General features: G+C 72.2%; 4 protein-coding genes. 3 read left to right on the top strand and 1 reads right to left on the bottom strand.

The window, feature by feature from the left end:
• Positions 1-600: asparaginase domain-containing protein (locus G5C65_RS34550; protein WP_338146797.1), on the bottom strand; the 600-nt coding region annotated here is incomplete at its 3' end.
• Positions 601-733: 133 nt separating this feature from the next.
• Between G5C65_RS34550 and G5C65_RS34545 the strand changes: the two genes are divergently transcribed.
• The 3 genes from G5C65_RS34545 to G5C65_RS34535 all read left to right on the top strand — a co-directional run bounded on the left by G5C65_RS34545 (position 734) and on the right by G5C65_RS34535 (position 3,028).
• Positions 734-1,189 (top strand): Lrp/AsnC family transcriptional regulator, encoded by a 456-nt coding sequence (locus G5C65_RS34545; protein ID WP_165303013.1) that lies wholly within the window; start codon positions 734-736, stop codon positions 1,187-1,189.
• Between the two features lie 171 nt (positions 1,190-1,360).
• Positions 1,361-1,939 (top strand): CGNR zinc finger domain-containing protein, encoded by a 579-nt coding sequence (locus tag G5C65_RS34540; protein WP_165303012.1) that lies wholly within the window; start codon positions 1,361-1,363, stop codon positions 1,937-1,939.
• Between the two features lie 54 nt (positions 1,940-1,993).
• The gene (locus tag G5C65_RS34535) at positions 1,994-3,028 is read left to right on the top strand and encodes a methyltransferase (protein WP_165303011.1); all 1,035 of its coding nucleotides are present in this window, start codon (positions 1,994-1,996) and stop codon (positions 3,026-3,028) included.
• Positions 3,029-3,053 lie beyond the last annotated feature (25 nt).

The following is a 3,053-nucleotide window of genomic DNA, read 5'->3' as shown; positions in this document are numbered from 1 at the left end:
TCCCTGCTGCGCCGCCCGCAGCGCCCCCGCCCGCTGCGGGCGGCGCAGCAGGGAGGTCTGCCCGAAGCCGACCTTCCCGACCCGGTCCCCCGAGGGGTCCCCGAAGGCGTCGGTGGCCAGGGTCTGCCGCTTCACGGTGCCGCGCGCGGCGTGCACGGTGCCGTCGAAGGCGACGAGCACGCCCAGATCGCGGGCGGTCGCGGCGACCAGCAGCGCGTCGCGCAGATTGGCGGGGCCGTCGCCGTCCACGGCGTCCAGCGCGCGCTGGGCGCCGGTGAAGACCACCGGGCGCGGGTCGTCGTGGTGCAGGTCGAGCAGGAACGCCGACTCCTCCAGGGTGTCGGTGCCGTGCGCGACGACGATGCCGTCCACGCCGGGGTCGGCGAGCAGCTCGTGCACCGTGTGCAGCAGGGTGAGCTGATGGGAGGTGGTCAGCCGGGCGCTGTTCAGGTTGAACAGGTCCACGACCTCCACGGACACGCCGTCCGGTACCACGGTGGCGGCCATGACCTCGCTGCCCTGCGCCTCGGCCGCGAACCCGGCGCCCTGCCAGCGGCTGGCTATGGTGCCGCCGGTGCTGATGACGATGATGCGTCCCACTGCGCGTACCTCCCTCACGCCTCACAGGGGCCCGGGATGCCGGGCCAAACGACGCAATAATACGGGGAAGTGTTCGCTATTCGATCGCTAGTTTCCCTGGGTGTCCCGCGTAGACGGAGCGGATAATTGCGCCATGGATGAGATCGACCGGGATATCTTGCGGGAGCTGCAGCGGGATGGGCGGCTCAGCAACCAGGAGCTGGCCCAGCGCGTGGGGCTCACCCCGTCCCCGTGTATGCGCCGGGTGCGCCAGCTCGAACAGGACGGGGTGATCCAGGGCTACCGGGCCGTGATCGACCCGGAGGCCGTGGGGCGGAGCTTCGAGGTGCTGGTCTCGGTCGAGGTGCGGCGGGACCGCGAGGTGGTGGAGGAGTTCGAGGCGGCGCTGCAGGGGATTCCGGACGTCATCGAGGCGTACCGGCTGTTCGGCAGCCCCGGCTGCCTGCTGCGCATCGCGGTGGAGGACCTGCGTGCGTACGAACGGCTGTGGATCGAGAAGCTGACCGCCCTCTCGGGCGTGACCGAGGTCAACTCCCAGATCATCATGAAGAGGGTGAAGGAGTCGAGGGGGCTTCCGGTGGACGGGTGATCCGGCCGGGGGTTCGGGGGTTGTCCCCCGGGGGGGTGCGGCATGAAGAGGGTGAAGGAGCCGAGGGGGCTTCCGGTGGACGGATGATCCCGTATCCGGCAGATGTCTCCACTCATGGGTAAACTCAACTTTCTCCGGTTACTCCGATGCTCACCCTGGCAGAGGTAAGGCGTGAAAATTCTCTTCCCCGATTACAAGCCGGGGGCGGGGGTGGCGACCGATCTGGTCTGCACCGGTGCGCCGCCCGCCGCCGGCGACCTCCTCGGCGTCCCGGGCGGTCTGACGCGCTTCCTCGCCGACCACGACCTTGCCCCGGACGCGCTCGCCGGGGTGCGGGAGCCGTCCGCGGACGACGTCGCCGAGGTGCGCGGGCTGCGCGGGGACGTCCGCCGCCTGCTCGCCGCCCAGGCCGAGGAGCGGGTGGCCGAGGGGGCCGCGGCGCTCGTCACCCGCGCGGGCCGGGGCCCGGTGCTGCGCCGCGACGCGGCGGGCGGCTGGCAGTGGTACGTCGAGACGGCGCCGGGCGCGTCCCTCGCCGGCGAACTGGGCGTCCTGATCGGCACCGGGCTGCTCGGCGCGCTGCGCACGCTCGGCCACGGCCGCTTCCGGCGCTGTGCCTCCCCGGACTGCGCGGGGCTGTTCGTCGACACCAGCAAGGCGGGGCGCCGCCGCTACTGCATGCCGGACGTGTGCGGCAACCGCGTCAACGTCGCCAACTACCGCGCCCGGCGGAGTTCTTCGCGTACATGACCTACACTCCAACCCAGGTAAGGCTTGCCTTAGTTACTACTGGGAGGTGGCACCATGGCACCGGACGAGCGGGACGGCATGGCGGACCGGCGGCTGCTCATCGAGCTGCTCTTCGGGCAGATGGCGACCCAGATCGTGGGGTCCACGGTCCGGCTCGGCCTGATGGACCGGATCGGCGACCGCGAGCGGACGGTGGAGGACCTGGCGGCCGAGTGCGGCACGCTGCCCGGACCGACGCACCGCCTGCTGCGGGCCCTCGCCGGGCTCGGCCTGGTCAGCGAGGTGCGCCCGGGAGCCTTCGCGGCGACCTCGGCGGGGGCGCTGCTGGCCGAGGAGCACCCGCACTCGCAGTACGACCTGGCCCGGTCCTTCACCGACCCGCTGATGACGCGGGCCTGGGACCGGCTGGACGACAGCCTCCGCACCGGCGGCCCGGCGTTCGACACCGTCTTCGGCACCGACTTCTTCGGCTATCTGAAGGGGCAGCCCGAGCTCTCGGCGTGCTTCAACCGCGCCATGGGCCAGGCGTCCCGGGGCGTGGCCGAAAGCCTCCCGCACGGCTACGACTTCGGCCGCTTCCGCACGGTCGTGGACGTCGGCGGCGGCAACGGCTCCCTGCTCGCGGCGATCCTGCGCGCCCACCCCGGGTCGAGCGGCGTGGTGTACGACACCGCCGAGGGGCTCGGCCAGGCGGAGGAGACGCTGCGGGAGGCCGGGCTGGGCGACCGCGCGTCCGCCGTCGCGGGCGACTTCTTCGCGTCGGTACCCGAGGGCGGCGACCTCTATCTGCTCAAGAGCATCATCCACGACTGGAACGACGAGCAGTGCGCGACCATCCTCCGCAACATCCGCGACGTGCTGCCGCCGGACGGCCGGGTGCTGATCGTGGAGCCCGTACTGCCGGAGCTGGCGAACCCGGACGGCGGCGCGACGGCGTATCTGAGCGACCTCAACATGCTGGTGAACCTGGGCGGCAGGGAGCGGACCCGGGAGGACTTCGCCGCGCTGTGCGCGGCGTCCGGCCTGACCGCCCCCGCCTTCCTCGACGTCCTCCCGGTGTTCTCCGTGATCGAGACGACGGCGACGTGACCCACGACGGGGGGGCGCCCGGGGG

The organism is Streptomyces boncukensis, from assembly GCF_011045075.1.
Classification (GTDB): Bacteria; Actinomycetota; Actinomycetes; order Streptomycetales; family Streptomycetaceae; genus Streptomyces; species Streptomyces boncukensis.
This window is presented reverse-complemented; position numbering and strand designations above follow the sequence as displayed.

Excerpts from the sequence above, each read along its gene's own strand:
- G5C65_RS34545 (WP_165303013.1), top strand. The coding sequence starts at position 734 with ATGGATGAGATCGACCGGGATATCTTGCGGGAGCTGCAGCGGGATGGG.
- G5C65_RS34535 (WP_165303011.1), top strand. The coding sequence starts at position 1,994 with ATGGCACCGGACGAGCGGGACGGCATGGCGGACCGGCGGCTGCTCATC.